Source organism: Kocuria flava (genome assembly GCF_001482365.1).
Lineage (GTDB): Bacteria > Actinomycetota > Actinomycetes > Actinomycetales > Micrococcaceae > Kocuria > Kocuria flava.
The window spans coordinates 1,695,036-1,713,217 of record NZ_CP013254.1; the positions used below are offsets into that span (position 1 = coordinate 1,695,036).

Annotated in this window: 12 protein-coding genes and 1 pseudogene; 10 read left to right on the forward strand and 3 right to left on the reverse strand. The window is 65.6% G+C overall.

The window, feature by feature from the left end; translation table 11 throughout:
• The first annotated feature begins 1 nt into the window (after position 1).
• The 5 genes from AS188_RS16455 to AS188_RS07620 all read left to right on the forward strand — a co-directional run bounded on the left by AS188_RS16455 (position 2) and on the right by AS188_RS07620 (position 7,134).
• Positions 2 to 1,138, forward strand: coding sequence for a glycosyltransferase family 4 protein (locus AS188_RS16455; protein WP_083529324.1), 1,137 nt, complete (start codon positions 2 to 4; stop codon positions 1,136 to 1,138).
• Entirely contained in the window at positions 1,131 to 2,342 is a 1,212-nt protein-coding gene (locus AS188_RS16865; protein ID WP_147050452.1) for an MATE family efflux transporter, read from the forward strand. The genes AS188_RS16455 and AS188_RS16865 overlap by 8 nt, the downstream gene beginning before the upstream one ends.
• 118 nt (positions 2,343 to 2,460) lie before the next feature.
• Positions 2,461 to 3,660, forward strand: coding sequence for an O-antigen ligase family protein (locus tag AS188_RS16460; RefSeq protein WP_169797991.1), 1,200 nt, complete (start codon positions 2,461 to 2,463; stop codon positions 3,658 to 3,660).
• Positions 3,661 to 5,243: 1,583 nt separating this feature from the next.
• Positions 5,244 to 5,708, forward strand: a complete 465-nt coding sequence (locus tag AS188_RS16465; RefSeq protein WP_083529326.1) for a serine acetyltransferase — start codon at positions 5,244 to 5,246, stop codon at positions 5,706 to 5,708.
• A gap of 88 nt (positions 5,709 to 5,796) precedes the next feature.
• On the forward strand, positions 5,797 to 7,134 hold the full coding sequence (locus AS188_RS07620) for an ISL3 family transposase (protein ID WP_211268320.1): 1,338 nt from the start codon (positions 5,797 to 5,799) through the stop codon (positions 7,132 to 7,134).
• Positions 7,135 to 7,241: 107 nt separating this feature from the next.
• Here the strand turns inward: AS188_RS07620 and AS188_RS07625 are convergent.
• From AS188_RS07625 to AS188_RS07635, 3 genes and pseudogenes are all read right to left on the reverse strand, one after another.
• A pseudogene (locus AS188_RS07625) lies at positions 7,242 to 8,206 on the reverse strand (IS481 family transposase).
• Positions 8,207 to 8,355: 149 nt separating this feature from the next.
• Positions 8,356 to 9,909 carry a sugar transferase gene (locus AS188_RS07630; RefSeq protein ID WP_236945079.1) on the reverse strand — a complete coding sequence of 518 codons (1,554 nt, stop codon included), beginning with the start codon at positions 9,907 to 9,909 and terminating at the stop codon, positions 8,356 to 8,358.
• Between the two features lie 289 nt (positions 9,910 to 10,198).
• The gene (locus tag AS188_RS07635; RefSeq protein ID WP_058858354.1) at positions 10,199 to 11,674 is read right to left on the reverse strand and encodes a sugar transferase; all 1,476 of its coding nucleotides are present in this window, start codon (positions 11,672 to 11,674) and stop codon (positions 10,199 to 10,201) included.
• 331 nt (positions 11,675 to 12,005) lie between these two features.
• Here AS188_RS07635 and AS188_RS07640 point away from each other — a divergent pair, with 331 nt between their 5' ends.
• The 5 genes from AS188_RS07640 (at position 12,006) to AS188_RS07660 (ending at position 18,108) form a co-directional block, all read left to right on the forward strand.
• Positions 12,006 to 12,797 (forward strand): WecB/TagA/CpsF family glycosyltransferase, encoded by a 792-nt coding sequence (locus tag AS188_RS07640; RefSeq protein WP_058858355.1) that lies wholly within the window; start codon positions 12,006 to 12,008, stop codon positions 12,795 to 12,797.
• Between the two features lie 257 nt (positions 12,798 to 13,054).
• Positions 13,055 to 13,681 (forward strand): 50S ribosomal protein L25/general stress protein Ctc, encoded by a 627-nt coding sequence (locus tag AS188_RS07645; protein ID WP_058858356.1) that lies wholly within the window; start codon positions 13,055 to 13,057, stop codon positions 13,679 to 13,681.
• Positions 13,682 to 13,808: 127 nt separating this feature from the next.
• The gene (gene pth / locus AS188_RS07650) at positions 13,809 to 14,390 is read left to right on the forward strand and encodes an aminoacyl-tRNA hydrolase (protein WP_058858357.1); all 582 of its coding nucleotides are present in this window, start codon (positions 13,809 to 13,811) and stop codon (positions 14,388 to 14,390) included.
• 302 nt (positions 14,391 to 14,692) lie between these two features.
• Positions 14,693 to 17,347 (forward strand): kelch motif-containing protein, encoded by a 2,655-nt coding sequence (locus AS188_RS07655; RefSeq protein WP_058858358.1) that lies wholly within the window; start codon positions 14,693 to 14,695, stop codon positions 17,345 to 17,347.
• Positions 17,344 to 18,108: a hypothetical protein gene (locus tag AS188_RS07660; RefSeq protein WP_147050419.1), complete on the forward strand. Its 765-nt coding sequence runs from the start codon at positions 17,344 to 17,346 to the stop codon at positions 18,106 to 18,108. The genes AS188_RS07655 and AS188_RS07660 overlap by 4 nt, the downstream gene beginning before the upstream one ends.
• Positions 18,109 to 18,182: the final 74 nt, after the last annotated feature.

The following is an 18,182-nucleotide window of genomic DNA, read 5'->3' on the forward strand; positions in this document are numbered from 1 at the left end:
AATGCGCATAGCCATTATTCATCCTTGGTTTCCTCAGTATCGTCGCGAGTTTTTCGCTCTTCTACGAGAAAAGTCTCTGGAAAACGGTTTCTTCGTTGATATTTATTATGGAGCGGCCCCACCGGAGGTCGCAGCGCGTGACGACGCAGTAGCGGATGTGTCTGCTACAGAACTGCCTACAAAATACTTTAGTGTAGGAACTAGAAGTATTGGCTATAAATCCCTGCGTGAAGTACGAAAGGCGGGTGGGTACGAATTAGTTATAGTTGAACAGGCCGTGCGCAATTTGGAAACATACGCATTACTTATTAACCCCCTTAGCCGTCATTTAGCCTTTTGGGGGCATGGGCGTACGTACACAAAGAGCGTAGGAAAGTGTCAGGAAAGACTTAAGACCCTTCTCACAAATCGAAGCGATTGGTTTTTTTCTTATACGGAAGGTGGAGCTGCCGCCGTAGCAGGCCACGGATTTCCCTCGAGCTCGGTTACCGTGGTCAACAACTCAATTGACACTCGAAGCTTGCAGAAGAGCATTGCCGATGTCAGATCGCGGGATGTCGAGGTATATAAAAAAACGATTGGTGCGCATGGACGTTTGGGGCTGTTCATGGGCGGTCTCGATCAGTCCAAGAGGATTGACTTCTTAATTGCGGCGGCAGCACGGGTGGCGGAGCAAATCCCCCACTTCAAGCTAGTCATTGCTGGCCGGGGAATTGAAGAGAGGGTTGTCGCCAAGGCAGCTGAGGAGAATGAATTTATCGTGTATGCCGGCCCTCTGGCAGGCAAGCAAAAGGCACTTGCAATGGGCGCCTCGGACGTCTTAATGATGCCCGGTCGGGTTGGGTTAGTAGCGGTCGACAGCTTTGCCGCAGGTACTCCGATAGTCACGACAGATTGGCCATGGCATGCACCAGAGTTTGAGTACCTCGAGCATGGCGTAAATGCCGTTATAAGTGAAGACAACATAGAAACCTATTCCAGCAGTGTTGTTGATGTATTAGCAAATCAAGACCAGCTCGAAAAACTTTCGGAAGGATGCGTTATTGCATCCAAAAAATATACAGTAGAAAACATGGTGAACAATTTCGTTCAAGGGTTAGTTAATTACAGAGAATCCTTCACCGAATCAAATGTTTAGCGATGATTTAGGGCAAAAGTTGATGCATTGGGCCAAGAGTGGGACGTCTTGGAAATCTCTGGCTCAAACTGCGTCTCAAGGTCTATCTTCGGCCAACAACTTACTTCTTACAACGGCCGTTCTTTCAGTTGCTTCGGTGGAGGGATTAGGCCATTTTAACCTTCCCTTTGCACTGTATCTTGCCGTCTTGGGAATTCATCGTGCATTAATTGTAGACACCGTACTTGCTTTACGGCGGCGTGACGTTTACGTGGCTGCCCAGCGTGTTTCCATATGCCTTTCCCTGATGCTTTGTTTTATCATCGCAAGCTTCGGCTATTTAGGCCAAAATTACGTTCTTTTGCTTTTTGGTGTTCTTCTCCCCGGGCTTCTTTTAATTGATTTGCGAAGAAATTGGGCGATCGTCTCGGGCGCCCCGAGCGCGGCACTGTTTATTGACGCATTGTGGGTCATGGGAACGCTTTTATCCCTTATTTTACCTATTAATGGTTTAGTGTCTGTTGTAGCTATCTGGGGGGCATCGGGAATTGTGGCTTTAATCCTCAGCTTCTTCCTCCGCGCGCCGAGCACGTCTCAAGGTAATAATAGGAGAGTCAAGTTCTGGAAGGAGGCAAAGGGCATCGCCACTTCCAGTACGGCAGAGTCAGTCGTGTTCCAGATCGGCTGGCAGTTGCCAGTCGCTTTTACTCTGGAGTTGTTGAGTGCGACTGCGGCCGGTGAGTACCGACTTGTTGTCACGCTATTTGGGCCTTTGGCCGTAATAGTTACTTCTTGGACTTTAGGAACATACCGTTTATCGGACGTCGTTGGCCACGTTGACCGCTTCATATCGAAGCGCTCTATAGGCATTGGAATTATCAGTTTGTCCTACTGGTTTTGCTGCCTTGTGGCGTTTTTGATAATTTCGAATTATCTGACAGATCGCAGTTTTCAAATTTCGGTATTTACGTTAGCCATTGTTGGGTTGCAGGTCCCTATCACCGCTACTACAAGTCAGTTTGCCGTTTGGCTTAAGAAGCATCGCTTAGCGGTGGTACTCTTGGTATCTCGACTTTACTCTTCCATAATTGTTTTTGGTGCCTGTGCATTGGCTGTGTGGCAGTTTGCTTCGGTTTACGCATTATCCGCAATGACACTAGCCTTGGCTTTTCATAGTGTGCTTGTTTTTATTTTGTATCGTCGCGAATTACGGAATGCTGTTTAGTATTTATGGTCATCTTTAAACTCGGAAGAAGTTTATGTCAATAATTTTAGTTGGATACTTGGCGTCCGTTCTTGCATGGTGCTTTAGCGGAATTCGAAGTGGTAAGTTCCTGCGAAACGTGGGTGTTTTTGGATTTTCACTGCTTTCGTTGAGTCTTGTCCAAGGCGAAGGTGGCGCTTTGTCCGTTTTGGGAGACCCTGTAATTACGACGGTTTCCATCGCTGTATTGGCCATAGTCGCTGTATTGGCTCGCGTATTTGAGGACAGGAGTATGCGGCGGCCTCCTACTCTTATTGTTCTACTTTCCTTGTTTTTTCTATGGTGCGTCCTTTCTGGGGTTACCAATGTCCGCGACACAGAGCAATGGCGAGTTTTTGCAGTTTACTCCGTAATCTTTCTGCTCCCTATTTTGTATCCATTTACGCATAAAAGCGTTCCGTTACACGGTTTAATGCTTGGTTCGTTTGTTCAGATATTAGCCGTCTTGGTTGGCAATGAGCGAATTTCCACAATATCAGGCATTGGTCAATTAAGTGGGGGAGTGCAGCCTAATATTCTTGCTTTGCAGGCGGTCAGTGTATCTCTTTTTGGCGCATGGATCGCAGGTCGTTCAAGGGCCAGCGCTGCGCAAGTATTCATAGGACTTATTGCTTCATTTGTGGGGCTTCTTGCTGTCGTGGGGACTGTCAGTCGATCTGGTCTAGTTGCACTTGTGTTTGCTGTAATTATTATGTCGATGCTGGTGGTGCCCTTGAGATGGTTCATTCTGCTTGTATTGCCGTCCTTGACTTTGATTTTAGCGTTATTGGGGGGAATATTGCCCAGCGCCTGGGCCAGTGATTGGTTTATTCGAGGGGACGCTACGTCCCTTAGTAGTTTGACAGGTCGAACGGATATTTGGTCCTTCTCGCTTTCGATGGTGTCAGCCAAGCCATTTATGGGCTGGGGATTTGGCGCATTGTACGCGGAAAATTATTCCGGTGGATTCTTCTTAAAGGCTGTGGAAGGAACCAATGCGCACAACGCTTGGTTGCAGCTGGCTGTTGAGGTGGGGATTGTTGGGGCTGTTATGTTTTTGTTGATATTCGTTATTGTTTTTATGTGTGCGTGGCGCAATCGGCGCACCGCTGACGGAGTTATTGTCCTGGGCATGCTGGCGGCATTGTTCAGCAATTCTCTGGCGAGTGCAGGATTTTCAACTCTAGGTTATGCGGCGATTCTGTTTGCTTCGCTTATTTCGATTGAGGCGTGGGCATTGAAGCCCAAGCGTAGAAGAAGAAATGTTCATATTATTTCTCACGCAAAGCTTGGGACATAGGTCTTGCGTGTGTTCTGCCTTGGTCATCTGCGCGTATACTGTTCTTTTTTACCAAGTACTATGCGTTCCGTCAGGTAACGTCCTAGATCGACTCAGGATTGAGTTCGGAGTGTCAGACGTGGGTTGCCGACCTTTACCGATGTGTCGGCACTATGTCCGCCTAATGCTCTCCTGAGTTCTGAAGTGAACCCTGTGGAGCGGACGCCTCGTTCTGTGTCATGGGCTGTCGTTTGTGTCGGATTGAGCTGGGATTGACCAGCCGGGGGGAGGCGCCAGCGAGGGCTGTAGACGGCGTCGAGGCAAGAGAAGACGGCCGTCTCGAGTTTGTGCTAGGTGGGCTGGCAGCGATGGTAGGCGAATTGTGTCTTCAGGGTGGTGAAAATCATCTAAGCCATCTCGTTGTTGAACGCGTTGTCAAACACCGAAGGTGACCGGCCTGTCGACGCCAAGATGCCTGCGATGCTCAATGTCCCCGAACTCACAGGATCTGTACTGCGATTCGTGGGCCGCGTGGTGGATTATCCCCGGCGCGGGTTGCGACTTAATACCGTTACTCCGACCGTGTCCCGGACCAGCTTGGTCCGTAGGTGGTTGACCATTATCGAGCCCATGACCCTTTGCGAGCAGGCGTCCATGGCGACGGCGAGGTACATGGATCGTGCCCAACTCCGCAGATACATGATGTCAGCGCCCCAGAGCTTGTTCAGCGCTGAAATAGTGAACTGCCGCGCGACCGCATCCGGGGCCGTGGCTGTTGAGGCCGGTCATTTGCCGTACCTTGCCGCGATGGCGCCGGCTGACACCTTCGATGCGGCTCAGACGCATCAACGACGGCGACCCTCTTGCCGTCCCTTTCATGCCCGTGGTGGCGCAGCCTGGAAGTGAGCCCGCGGGTCCCGTACACACGTCAGTGTTCTGCCAACGCGGCGCGGATCTGATGGGCCTCATGCACATCGGCCTCATCATCAGCCGATGGGAGACCCTCTCCGGGGCGATGCCCGTAGCATGCGGACTTTGCTGCCCCCGAACTCCCTGCACAGCCAGCGAACCCCGTAGTTTGTCTTCTTAAGCATCGACGATCTCCATCAGCTTGTCCCGGAGGCTTGTCGACTGTCCTTGGCGAGAAAGACTGCTACTTTTTCGGGGTGTCGTTCTCCTCCTCGAGTTCGGCGACCTTATGGCGTAGCCGAACCAGCTCGGGGTCGCTGACCACTGCTCAACGGTGCCGGACCGTCGGCACGGCCAGGGTGTGCCTTTGTCATCCAGTTCCGCGCGTCACGTAGTTGATGTTCAGTTCCCGGGTTGTGTCCCGGGTATCGCGGCCGCCGTCGGGTACCCGTGCGACGGCCCGCTCGCCGAATTGAAGGACGGTACGCGCTCACTCGGCCCATCAGGGCCTCCTACACTGGCTTCTGCCATGTCTGAAGTGGTCCGGCCATGGAAGTCGCTTCATTCATACGTCGTACGGTGATCAAGGCTGCATCGCTTATAGAAATCTGGCACCGGCTCCGACTGTTTTCGGGCGCGAGTTGCGGCTTGTGTCACGGCAAGCATATGCCGCTACTTGTAGCTATGATGTGGCCATGGAGCGAGCTTCTGAAAAGTTGAAAAAGGATTTGAAGGCCAACGAGCGTAGCGCCAAGGGGCGCCTGGTTATGCGACTTTTCCGTGCAGGACAGATGTTGCCTCAACCATTGCGGAGATTCTACCGGATTATCTACTACTCCGGTGTAGACATCGTGATGGGAATTTCTTTGCCCTTTGAGGCGGACATTGGGGGAGGGTTTGTCCTCCGCCACGGACAAGGGGTGGTGGTGTCGTGGAAATCCCGTATTGGGAGGAACTGTGAAATTCACCAAGGTGTCACACTTGGGGAAAAGAACGGCGCGGCGCCAGTTCTTGGTGATAATGTCACCATCGGAGCAAACGCTGTGCTCATTGGTGGAATAACTGTGGGGGATGGCGCCTACATCGGAGCCGGAGCTGTCGTCACGAAAGACGTTCCTGCAGGTGCCATAGCCATAGGCACTGCCGCCGCGATTCGATAGGGGGCCCTTCCCAAATGAGTGTGGGTAAGGGCCCAAGCGGGGTGTGTGTCACGGGGGTCGGGTAGGGGCCGAGGCCTCCAGGATGGGGGTGCTGAATCCAACCGTCCTCGAAGGCCTCGACGTGTCCCATGCTATGTGCGCGCCGGCGTGCGCGCTCTTCGACCTGCCCGATGTCCACGTGCTCACGATCGAGCGGCACCGCTCCTCGTTCACCCTGGTGGTCGAGACCGTGCCGTCACTGGTGGGCTGTCCGGCTTGCGGGGTGCTCGCCGTCGGCCATGGCCGGGTGGCGGTGCTGCTGCACGACCTGCCTTGCGCCGGGGTGCCCGTGCGGGTGGTCTGGCGCAAACGCCGCTACCGCTGCCATGAGACGGCGTGCGAGGTGACGACCTTCAGTGAGGTCCACGAGCTGGCGGCACCGCGGGCCAAGCTCACCACCCGCGCGATTGCTTGGGCGGTGACGCAGCTGCGCTGCCACGACATCGCGGTCTCGGCCCTGGCCGAGATGCTCGGGGTCGCCTGGAACACCGTCTGGGACGCCATCACTCCGGTCATCGAGGCCCAGCTGGCCGCCGAGGACCGGCTGGCCGGGGTGAACGCCCTGGGCGTGGACGAGCACCTCTGGCGCCACGTGGGCCCACCCGGCACTGGGCTGGTCACCGGGATCGTGGACCACTCCCGCGGCGAGGACGGCCGGCCCCGGGCACGACTGCTGGATCTGGTGCCCGGGCGCACGGGGGCGGCCTACGGCGACTGGCTCATCGAGCAGGGACCGGCGTTCACGAGCGGGATCCGCACGGCGACGCTGGATCCGTTCCACGGCTACGCCAATGCCATCCGCGACGAGCTCCCGGAGGCGATCACCGTTCTCGACGCTTTCCATGTGGTCAAGCTCGGCGGGCAGGTCGTCGATGAGGTCCGCCGCCGCGTGCAGCAGGACACTCTGGGTCACCGCGGGAGAGCCGGGGACCCGTTGTACGGGATCCGCCGCACCCTGCAGATCGGCGCCGAGCACCTGACCGAGAGGCAGGTCCGCCGACTCAACACGAAGCTCGAGGCCGGGGACCCGCATCACGAGGTCACCCTTGCCTGGCATTGCTACCAGAAGCTGCGCGCGGTCTACCACGCCCGCCCCGAGCAGGGGCGCCGGCTCGTCGCCGAGATTCTCGGTGCCTTCCCGTCCTGTCCCATTCCGGAGATCGCCCGGCTCGGACGGACCTTACGCCGGTGGAAGGCCGCGATCCTGGCCTACTTCGATACCGCAGGGGCCTCGAACGGGCCCACGGAAGCGGTCAATGGCGTCATCGAGACCATGCGTCGCGTCGCCCGCGGCTTCCGCAACTTCGACAACTACCGGTTACGGGCTCTGCTCGCCGCAGGCGGTCATCGCCCCTGGCGGAGAACCGCTACCCACACTCAGCTGTGAAGGCCCCGATAGGGTTTGTGTGTGGTACGTTGGCCTGCTGGCCGGAATTTTGACAATTGTAGTCAAGCGGGTGTATGTCGTGGGTAAATAGTCGCTCTGGATTGCGCTTAGTTGTAAGAGGGCATGACGTTATTGGCGCGGGCGGGGGCGTGTGAGGCTGGGGGCTGATCACCACAGGCGGTGTGGGGCCGATGGTAGTTGAAGTGGTTCACCCAGACCCAAATCGCTTGCCGGCGGGCCTGCTCGCTGGGATAGGGACGAACGTAGAGCACCTTGTCGGCCAGTAGCCAGTTGTACCGCTCGACCTTGCCGTTGTGCCGGGATGTATAGGGCTTGATGCGCTGGTGCCGGCCCGCGAGGGCTTCCACGCACCGGGTGAAGTCGCGGGCCTTGTAGTTGGCGCCATTGTCGGTCACGACCAGGTGGATCTTCTCGATGCGGTGGGCGGCGAAGAACGCCCGGGCTCGGCAGAAGAATCGATCGTGGTCACCGCCTTCTCGTCGTCCAGGGCCTCGGTGTAGACCAGCCTTGAGAAGCCGTCCACGGCCGAGTGCAGGTAGGTGTAGCCGACCTTCGCCCCGGGCCCGCGCGTGGCCGCCTTCGCCGCCGTACTGCCGCGGCCGTGGGCCCGCCAGACACCGCCGTCGGGGATGCGCGCGACCTTCTTCAGATCGAGGTGCACCATGTGCCCGGGCCAGGCAGTCCGGATCCGCTGGGGCGGGCGTCTCAGGTCGTCCCCGGCCGGAGTGAGGTCGCGCAGGCGGGGAATGCCCAGCCGGGCCAGCCAACGACCGACCCCGCGCAGGTGCAGCTCGTGCCAAAGATCCAGCAGGTGGCGGTGGATTCGCCTGGCCGACCATTTCCGGTCTCGCCGGAGGGAGTCGATGAGCTCCACCACCTCCGCAAGGGTGCGCTGAGCGCCGTGCCTTGGGACTAAGGGGCGGTAGGTCGATCCCGCCTTACCGGCGGCGAGGTAGCGGGCCACCCAGGTCGCCACCGCCGGGCAGCTGATCCGGAACTCGACGGCCACATCGGCCTTCGGAATCCCGTCTTCGAGGTGGCGGCGGACCATGCGCGACCGGCTGTTGGGGCGTTCATGTGGGACAGGAACGGACTCTCTATTGCTGCGGACGGACGGTGTAGGAGCTTCCATGCTGTGGCGATGAGCCCGTTCCTCATCTCATCGGCATCCCGTGGCAACAACCTCCTGCCCCACAGCAGTTAGTAAGCCCCTTCCTTGGCGACGACGGCTTTGAGCGTGCGCCCCAAAATGAGCATGTCCTCGATGGGCGACCAGTTCTCCACGTAGTAGAGGTCCAGCCGGACCGACTGCTCCCAGTCCAGGTTGCTTCTTCCCGAGACCTGCCAGAGACCGGTGATGCCGGGCTTCACGCGCATGCGGCGGTGGACGTAGTCCTCGTACTGTGCGACCTCCTGGGGGAGGGGCGGGCGGGGACCGACCAGGGACATGTCGCCCTTCAGGACGTTGAGGAACTGGGGCAGCTCGTCGAGGGAGTAGCGGCGCATCCAGGTGCCGGGGCCGGTGACGCGGGGGTCGTCCTTCATCTTGAACAGCAGGCCGGCGCCCTCGTTGCGCTCCTTGAGCTCCTTCAGCACCTGCTCGGCGTCCGTGCGCATGGAGCGGAACTTCAGCATCCTGAACCGGCGGCCGTCCTGGCCCACGCGCTCCTGGGCGAAGAGGGCCGGGCCCTTGTCGTGGGCCCGCACGATGCCCGCCAGGGCCAGCAGGACGGGGGAGAGGACCAGCAGGGCCACCGTGGAGAGCAGGATGTCCATCGCCCGCTTGGTCAGGGCACGGCCGCGGCTGAGCTTCGGGGTGGCCACGTGGATCAGGGGCAGGCCGGCGACCTGCTGCATGTGGATGCGGGGGCCGGCGATGTCCGTCAGGCCGGTCTCCATGACCAGGCGGATGCGGGCGTCGGCCAGCTGCCAGGACAGGTGGCGGATCTCCTTGGTGGACAGCGGCACGTTCTGGGAGACGATCACCGTCTCGATGCCGTGGCGGCGGCAGGTGGCCACGATGCCGTCCACGGACGGGGATTCGCCGGCGGGCAGGGCGTTCGGGGGCAGCTCGACCCGGCGCAGCTCGGGCGGGAGCTGCCGCTTGGTCGTGGGGGCGTAGACGGCGGCGGTGTCGAAGCCGGCCATCGGGTGGCGGCGCAGGGACTGGTGCAGCTCCGTCACCCCGGCCAGGCGGCCGACGAGCAGCGTGCGGGAGAGCGACTCCCCGGCCGCGCGCTCCTTGGCCAGGGCGTCACGCAGCACGAACCGCCCGCCGATGAGCAGGCCCAGGCCCAGGGGGAGGGCGATGAGCACGTAGCTGCGCGCCGTCGGGATGGCGAAGGCGAAGGAGACGATGGCCAGGGCGCCGAAGAGCACGAGCGTCGCGGAGACGACCTGGCGGGTCTCCTCGAGGCCGTAGCCGATCAGCCGGACGTCGCGAGCCCCGCGCAGCTCGAGGAAGCCCCACCACACCAGTGCCAGGGCGGTGCCGACGGTCCAGTACGGGACCGAGAGGGGGCCGAGGTCCAGGCCGGCGTTCTCGAGCTGGAAGCGGATGAGGTGGGTGCCCATCAGGGCGAGGGCGACGGCGAGGGCGTCGACCGCGCGCATGCCGGTGACGTAGCGCCTCCGCCAGCCGGTGGTCGTGGGGGAGGTGCCCGGTGCCTCGGCGCGCGTGGACCCGGTCGAGTCCGCGGGCCGGGCAGCACCGGGTAGGTACGCGGCGGTGGCGTTCTCCTGCACCTTGAGCATCGGTCGGTTCCCTCCCCGAACAGGCACGAGCCCGCCCAGGGGGTTGCCTGTCTCCCGGGGGAGGAGACGGTGGGGGGTTCGTGCGGCAACACGTCTGTGGCCAGTTTAGGGGCGCAAATAGATGAAAGTGTTTGTGTGTCACCGACCGTTCACAATCGGGAAGTGTCTGGCCCGGCGTCCCGCGGAACGGCGTCGTCGCACGTCATCCTCCCAGTCCGTACGCCGGGGAGGGTCCCGGCGCGCGGTGGACGATCCTCCAGAAATCGTCCCCCGGCTGGGGGACGGGGCCCTAGTGGGCGCCCTCCTTGGCCACCACCGCGCGCACGGTGCGGGCGAGGATGACCAGGTCCTGGACCGGGGACCAGTTCTCCACGTAGTAGAGGTCCAGGCGCACGGCCTGGTCCCAGTCGAGGTCGTCGCGCCCGGAGACCTGCCACAGCCCGGTGATCCCGGGCTTGACCCGCAGCCGGCGGTGGACGTGGGCCTCGTACCGGGCGACCTCGCTGGGCAGGGGCGGGCGCGGGCCCACCAGGGACATCTCGCCCCTGAGCACGTTGAGGAACTGGGGCAGCTCGTCCAGGGAGTACTTGCGCATCCACTTCCCCGGTCCGGTGACGCGGGGGTCGTCCGCCATGAAGAACAGCACCCCGCCCTTGGCGTCGTTCTGCGCCATGAGGGCGGCCTTGCGCTCCTCGGCGTCGGGGTACATGGAGCGGAACTTCAGCATCCGGAACGGGCGCCCGTCGAGGCCGGTGCGCTCCTGGGCGAAGAGCACCGGCCCGCCGTCGTGGCGCTTCACGATCAGCGCCAGCACCGCCATGACGGGGGCGAGCAGGAGCAGGGCGGTGGCCGCGCCGGCGACGTCGACCGCCCGCTTGAGCAGCAGCCGCGAGCGCGAGAGCCGCGGGGTGGAGACGTGGATCAGGGGCAGCCCGGCCAGGTGCTGGGTGTGGATGCGCGGGCCGGCGACGTCGGTGAGCCCGGTGTCCAGGACCAGGCGCACGTGCTCGTCGGCGAGGTACCAGGAGAGGTGGCGCACCTCCTCCGAGGACAGTGGCGCGGAGGCGGCCAGCACGAGGGTCTCGATCCGGTGCTCCCGGCACGCGGCGACGATGTCCTCCACGCCCGGCCGGCCCCCGGCCGGCAGGAGGTTGGGCGGGACGTCCACGCCCGCCAGGGAGGCGGGGAGGACGAACGACGACGACGGGGCGTAGACCGCCACCGGCGCGAAGCCCGACTCCGGGTGCTCCTGGAGCGAGCGCACCATCTCGACCACCCCGGGGACCCGGCCCACCACGAGGGTGCGGGTCATGGCGGTGCCGGCGCGGCGGGCCCGGATCAGGCGGTGGCGCACGAGGCTGCGCCCGGCCAGCAGCAGCACCAGGCCGGTGGGCAGGGCGGCGACGATGTAGCCGCGGGCCATGGGGATGCCCAGGGCGTAGGAGGCGATGGCGAGCCCGCCGAAGAGCACGAGGGTGGTCGAGACCACCTGGCGGTACTCCTCGGTGCCGTAGCCGATCAGCCGGACGTCGCGGGCCCCGCGCAGCTCGAGGAATGCCCACCACGCCGCGGCCAGGGCGATGCCCACGGCCCAGTACGGGACCGGGACGGGTCCGAGCTCGAGGCGCTCCTGGCCGGAGCCGAAGCGCACGAGCTGCGTGAGCGCGAGCGCGCCGGCCACGGCGAGCGCGTCGGCGCGGCGCATCGCCGCGATGTAGCGCTCGCGCCAGGCGGCCGGGCGCACGGACAGGTTCTTCTTCAGCATGATGGACACTCCCCCCGAAGTGCTGGACGGAGGAGCCGGAACACTCCCTGACGCCCCCCGGCGTGGTTCCGGCTCCCCCGTGAGTTCTGACTTTACTGACGCACATTCATGCAAACAGGTGCTCAACGGGGGACATCCGATCCCCGATGTGGGGGCATTTTCATGGATGTGCGATTGCTACCGTGGAGGCGCACGTCGAGCGCGGCGCACGGGCTGCGGCCGCGCACCGGCGTGCACACGCGGGATCCGGGGGGATCCCGCCGCCGGCCGGGGGACACCGGCCGGCCCGTTGCAGGCGGCAGCCGCCGCCGTCCGTTCTGGGGGGAACCACATGCTCAAGCACCAGAGGCAGCTCAGCCGCACCGGCGAGATCGAGATCCCGGTCAGCGGGGTGCGCGTCACGCCGATGGACGCCGGCGAGCTGCTGCGCTGGATCGACGCCACGTGGGGGCAGCGGCGCAAGGCCGCGATCCTCGCCCACAACCTGCACAGTCTCTACACGTGGGAGGTCAACCCGGTCTTCCGCGCCTTCTACGAGCAGGCCGAGGTGGTGCTCACCGACGGCTTCCCGGTCCTGAAGCTCGCGAAGTGGCGCTCCGGGCGCGACCTCTCCGCGAAGCGCCACCGCCTCGGCACGCTGGACTGGCTGCCCGGTCTGATGAGCGAGACGCCGGTGCGGCGCGTCGCCGTCGTCGGCGCCACCCCCGAGGGCAACGCGCGCACGGTCGGCCTGCTCCAGGCCCAGGCCCCGGAGCGGACGGTCCGCGGCTGGGCGGGGGAGGGGTGGAACCCTGCCCTCGAGGAGCGCGTGGTCGCCGAGCTGCAGGAGTTCGCCCCCGACTTCGTCATCGTGGGCCTGGGCATGCCGCTGCAGGAGGAGATGCTGAGCCGCCGCTGGGCCGAGCTGCCCCCGGCGATCTACGCGGCCGTGGGCGGCGGGATCGACGAGTACGCCGGGATCCAGAAGCCCCCGCCCCGCTGGCTCGGGCCCCTGGGCCTGGAGTGGGCCTACCGGCTCGTCACCCAGCCGCGCCGGCTGGGCCACCGCTACGTCGTCGAGCCGTGGCTGCTCGCCGGGCACCTTGCGCGCAAGGCCGTGCGGGGGGAGCGCGCGCGGGGCTGAGCGCCCCTGGTTCACCCGCGCTCCCCGGGGCGAGCCCGTGCTACCCTGATGCGGTTGCCGAGGCGAGGGGACCCCCGTGGTCCCGTGATCGACGAGGCTGGTTCGAGGATCCCGACCCCGGGAGCGCGGCACGCATCCGTTCGTGCACGGCACGGCTTCCGCCGTCCGGGGAGGGTCTGCGGCCGGTGTCCTCGCCCGGCCGATCCGAGCGAACTGCTCCCGGCAGTTCCCGTCCAGACCCGCACCGAGGAGTTCCCATGGTCGAGACCATCCAGATCCCCGCCGAGACCCGCACCGACTTCGGCAAGGGCTACGCCCGCCGCATCCGCGCCAACGACCAGATCCCCGCGGTCGTCTACGGCCACGGCGCCGAGCCCAAGCACGTGATCATCCCCGGCCACATCACCATGCTCGCGGTCCGCAACCGCAACGCCGTGCTCGAGCTGCAGCTCGACGGCGGCAAGGAGCTCGTGATGGTCAAGGACATCCAGCGCCACGCCACCCGCCCGGAGATCCTCCACATCGACCTTCTCGCCGTGCGCCGCGGCGAGAAGGTCGAGGCCGAGATCCCCGTCCACGTCATCGGCGAGGTCGCCCCGGGCGCCGTGCACAACGTCGAGGAGAACACCCTCACCGTCGAGGCCGAGGCGCTGAACATGCCCGAGTCCCTCACCATCAACCTGGACGGCCACGCCGCCGGCGACCACGTCTACGCCGCCGACGTCCGCCTGCCCCAGGGCGTCACCATGGTCTCCGACCCCGAGCTGCTCGTGGTCAACGTCTCCGAGCCGCAGGCCGCCGAGCTGCCCGAGGAGGGCGAGGAGTCCGCCGAGGCCGGCGCCGCCGCCCCGCAGGGCGACGTCGTCGAGGAGAACGAGGCCTGAGCCTCTTCCTCCACTCGATAGGGTGATCCGCGGAGCGCGGGGCGGCCCCGGCCGTCCCGCGCTCCGTTCTCCTTCGTCCCGTTTCCCTTCCGCGCTCCGCGCGTGGTCCGTGCCCGAGGAGGCATCGATGTCCGACGCATGGCTGGTCGTGGGGCTGGGCAACCCCGGCCCCGAGTACGCCCGCACCCGGCACAACGTCGGGCAGATGGTCCTCGACGAGCTCGCCACCCGCACCGGCGGCCGCTTCAAGACCCACAAGGCCCGCGCCCAGGTCCTCGAGACCCGGCTGCGCCCCGGCGGCCCCCGCCTGGTGCTGGCCAAGCCGCTGACCTACATGAACACCTCCGGCGGGCCCGTGGCCGGCCTCGCCAAGTTCTACGGCATCGACCCGTCGCGCATCGTGGCCGTCCACGACGAGATCGACATCCCCTTCGCCGCCGTCAAGCTCAAGCTCGGCGGGGGAGAGGGAGGGCACAACGGGCTGCGCGACATGTCCAAGGCGCTGTCCACCAAGGACTACCACCGGGTGCGCGTCGGTGTGGGCCGGCCTCCCGGCCGGATGGACACCGCCGCCTACGTCCTCAAGCCCTTCTCCTCGACCGAGGCCAAGGAGCTGCCCTTCCTCCTCGACGACGCCGCCGACGCCGTGGAGCACCTCATCGACCACGGCCTGCTCGAGGCGCAGCAGAAGTTCCACGCGAGGGCCTGAAGGCCCCGGACGCCCGCGGGGCCGCTCCGCCCGCTGCGCGGCGGCCCACCCCGCACGCCCGGGCCGGGGCCCCCGGCGGGGCGGGCGGCAGCACCGTCCGCGCGCCGTCGCCGCCGGCGCACCCGCGGAATTGTTACGGACGCAAATGGTGCATGTGCAGCGCGGTCCTGCCACGATGGCTCTCGTCGGGGCGGAGTTCACGAACGTGATCTCCCGCGGCGGTGCCGGGCACCGCGTCCCGCTGCCACCGGCCGTCGGGGAACACGGCCGGGGCGGTCAGCAACGGTGGGATGGGGGAAGGGATGCACCAGAACAGTCCGCGAACGTCCGCGCCGGGCAGCGGGCGCGCGCTCGCCGGCCGGCCGGCCTGGACGCACGGGAGGGCGCGGCTGCCGCGGGCGGCGAAGGCCGCCGGGGCGGTCGTGGCCGGCACGGCCGTGGTGCTCACGAGCACCGGTGTGACCGCGCTGCCCGTGCCGTCCGCCGCGGTGCCGCAGGTCCTGGCGGCTCCTGCCGAGCCCGAGGAGCTGATCGTCAACGGGTTCCTCGCCGCGGGGGCGGACCTGCCGGAGTGCTTCTTCGCGGCCGGCTGGGGTGACCGGACGGCGCAGGGCTCGTTCAGCACCGACGTCCCGGCAGGCTCGCCGGACGGCGCCCGCTCCTACGCCCTGACGGTCAGCAACCACATCTCCGGGGACGCCAAGCTGCTGCCCTCGGAGGCCTCCGGCTGCGCGCCCACGATCTCGCCCGGCGAGAGCTACGACCTCTCGGTCGACTACTCCTCCACCAGCGACCGCAACGCGCTGACCGTCTTCGTCCACACACCGGCCGGCTGGCGCTACCACACCGACCTGAGGACCCTGCCGGCCACGCAGGGGTGGACCACGGCCGAGGCCCAGCTGACGGACCTGCCCGCGGATGTCGACCGGATCTCCTTCGGGGTCTCCCTGGGCGGGGACGGCGAGCTGCGCACCACGAACTACTCGCTGCGGCGCACCCCGCCGCCCCCGGCGGCCCCGGGCGAGGGCGAGCTCGTGGTCAACGGCACCCTCGCCGAGGGCGGGGCGGTGCCCACCTGCTTCCTGCCCGCCGGGTGGGGGGACCGGGCCGTGAGCCAGCGGGTGAGCACGGACGTGCCCGCCGGCGCCGCGCCCGGCAGCCGCTCCTGGGCCGTGGACGTCTCCGCCTACGCCTCCGGGGACGCCAAGCTGATCCAGGCGGAGACCGCGGGCTGCGCGCCCACGGTTGTCCCCGGCGAGAGCTACGACGTCTCGGTCGACTACACCTCCACGACCGACCGCAACGCCCTCACGGTGTTCGCGCACACGGCCCAGGGGTGGCAGTACCTCACCGACCTCAAGACCCTGCCCACCAGCAGCGAGTGGACCACGGCCACGGCCCGGATCGAGAAGATCCCGGAAGGCGTGGACCGTATCTCCTTCGGCGTCTCCCTCGCCGGCAATGGGCAGCTGAGGACCACGAACTACTCGCTGCGCCCGGTCGAGCAGGAGCCGCCGCCCGTGGCGGGCGCCCCCGAGCTGGTGGGCCGGTGGGACGTCCTGGAGACGGAGCTGCCGATCCGGGCCATCCACACCACGCTGTTGCACGACGGGCGCCTGCTGTTGATCGCCGGCTCCGGCAACGACGGCAACCTCTTCGCCGCCGGCACCTTCCGCGCCGTCGTGTGGGACCCGGTCACCAACGACTTCACCGAGATCCCCGTGCCCTACGACATGTTCTGCGCCGGGCACGTCACGCTGCCCGACGGCAAGGTCCTGCTCGCCGGAGGCACCGCGGCGTTCCCGGAGGAGGACCAGGGGCCGAACACCTTCAAGGGCTCCGACCAGAGCTACTACTTCGACCCCGCCGACGACTCCTTCCACCGCACGGCCGACATGACGGGCGCCCACTGGTACCCCTCGCTGACGAAGCTCGGCAACGGCGACGTGTGGGCCGCCGGCGGCCTCGACGAGAAGGCCGAGGGCACGGTCCTCACGGAGCTGTTCGACACCTCCACCATGAGCTGGCTGCCGCAGAACGCCGTGCCGCAGACCTGGAGCTTCTGGGGCACCTACCCGCACATGTTCCTCCTCGACGACGGCACGATGTTCTACACCGGCGCCCACACGTTCGGCAACGGACTGCCGGGCACGGGCGCCTCCCTCTACGACTGGACCACGGCCCGGATCTGGGACGTGCCGGGCCTGCGCGAGAAGGACCTGCGGGACCAGGCGGGCTCGGTGTTCATCGGCCCGGCCCAGGACCAGCGGATCATGATCGTGGGCGGAGGCAACACGGACGGGAACATCCCGGCCACGAACCTCGTGGACATCATCGACCTGAACGAGCCCACCCCGGCCTACGAGCCCGGGCCCACCCTGCCCGGCCCGGGCAAGGCCTACGTGAACCTCGTGAACCTCCCCGACCGGACCGTGCTCGCCGCCAACGGCGCCCAGTACAACCGCACCGGGGACGTCTTCAGCGCGGCGCTGTACGACCCCGAGGCCAACAGCTGGTCCTCGATCGATCCCGATCCCGTTGGGCGCAACTACCACTCCTCCTCGATCCTGCTGCCGGACGGGAGGGTCGCCGTCTTCGGGTCCAACCCCGCGGACAACTCCTTCGACTTCCGGATCTCCGTGTACAGCCCGCCGTACCTCTTCCAGGGGGAGCGCCCGCAGCTCACCCGGGCGCCGGAGCGTGCCGGGTACGGAGACGTCGTCGAGCTCGGCGTCTCCGGGGAGGTGGTCTCGGCGTCCCTGATGGCCCCGATGTCCGCCACGCACCAGACCGACACGAACGCGCGGCTCGTGGACCTGCCCATCGCCGGCGAGGGCGCCGCCCGGACCGCGCAGATACCCGACAACCCGAACCTCCTGCCGCCGGGGCCGTACATGCTCACGGTCCTCGACGCGGACGGGGTTCCCAGCGAGGCGAAGTGGGTGTGGATCTCATGAGCACCGGAACGAGGCGAGCACGGCGGCGCAGGACGCTGATCGCAGGGGCGGCGCTGGTGGTGCCCGTGGCCCTCGGCGCCGCGGCGGTCACGACCACCGCGTCCGGGGACGGCACCGCGGCCGAGGGCGGGAGCGCCCCGGCGGCCCGCGCGCAGGCGCGCGGGACCGACCGGGTCGAGGCCGGTGACCGGTCGTCCCGGGCCCCGTCCGACCGGGGCTCCTCCGACCGGGCCCCGTCCGACCGCAGCTCGCAGCAGGCGCCCGGCCGCGACGGTGTCCCGGCGGACCCCGCCCAGCCCGTGACGGGAGGGCCCGAGGGAAGCCTGGCCGGTGCGGCCGGGTCCGCGTCGTCGTCCCCGGGCCGGGAGCAGGGGCCCGCCGAGCAGGCGCGCGGCGGCCTCGAGCGGGCGGCCTCCGCCCGGCACGAGCAGGACCGTGGCCCCGTAGACCGCACCGCGGGCCTGCCCGAGCGGGCCGCGGTGGACCCCGCGGAGGTGCTCTCCGAGGCGACCGCTCCGGGCGGGTGCGTGCCCGAGTACGGGGCGGACGGCCAGTGCCTGCCGGCCGTTCCCCCGAGCCTGGTCCAGCACGTGCAGGACATGGAGCAGGCCGGTCTGGACCCCTCCACGATGCCGCACCGCTGGAGCTGCGCCGAGCTGCGCACGGTTTTCCCGGAGGGCATCACCGTGCGTCAACAGGGCAAGGACCCGCAGGAGCTCGACGGCAACGGCGACGGCACGGCCTGCGGGCCCGGCGACTGACGCGGCGGGTGGGCCGGGGCGCCGGCGTTCCCGGAGGACGTCGAGCACCACGAGGACGGCAACCGGCACATGGC